We start from the raw sequence: 489 nt of genomic DNA, 5'->3' as shown, positions 1-489 counted from the left end.
CCTTCATCACCGATCGTTGCGACATCCCTTCGATCCGCCGGATTTGCGAGGAGACCGAGGTTCGGCTTCTCGAGACCGCGCTCGAATAGGCGCGCATCACGGCCGCCTCACGCAGCCGTGATATTTCGTTTGACATTCGGTTTGAGTTCGAAATAATTCCGCCACGGTTTCGTAAAACACAAAAATGGTGCAATGCGAAATCGTTGGAGGACTCCTTGGACGCAATTCCGATCCATGACATTTTCGTCATCGGCGGCGGCATCAATGGCTGCGGCATCGCCCGCGACGCCGTTGGCCGCGGATTTTCAGTTTACCTCGCCGAAATGAACGATCTGGCGAGCGGGACGTCCTCCGGCTCGACCAAGCTCATCCATGGCGGCCTTCGCTACCTTGAATTCTACGAGTTCCGGCTGGTGCGCGAAGCGCTGATGGAGCGCGAGGTCCTGTGGAAGAACGCGCCGCACATCATCTGGCCGATGCGCTTCGTGC

At 58.1% G+C, this 489-nt stretch carries 1 protein-coding gene; it reads left to right on the top strand.

The annotated features are described in order from the left end of the window. Positions 1–215 precede the first annotated feature (215 nt). The coding region (locus tag EOD07_RS36975; RefSeq protein ID WP_127238539.1) for an FAD-dependent oxidoreductase at positions 216–489 on the top strand (274 nt) is incomplete at its 3' end.

Source organism: Mesorhizobium sp. M2C.T.Ca.TU.002.02.1.1 (genome assembly GCF_003997225.1).
The sequence above is the reverse complement of the archived record's forward strand: the minus strand, read 5'-3'. Positions and strand labels throughout refer to the sequence as shown.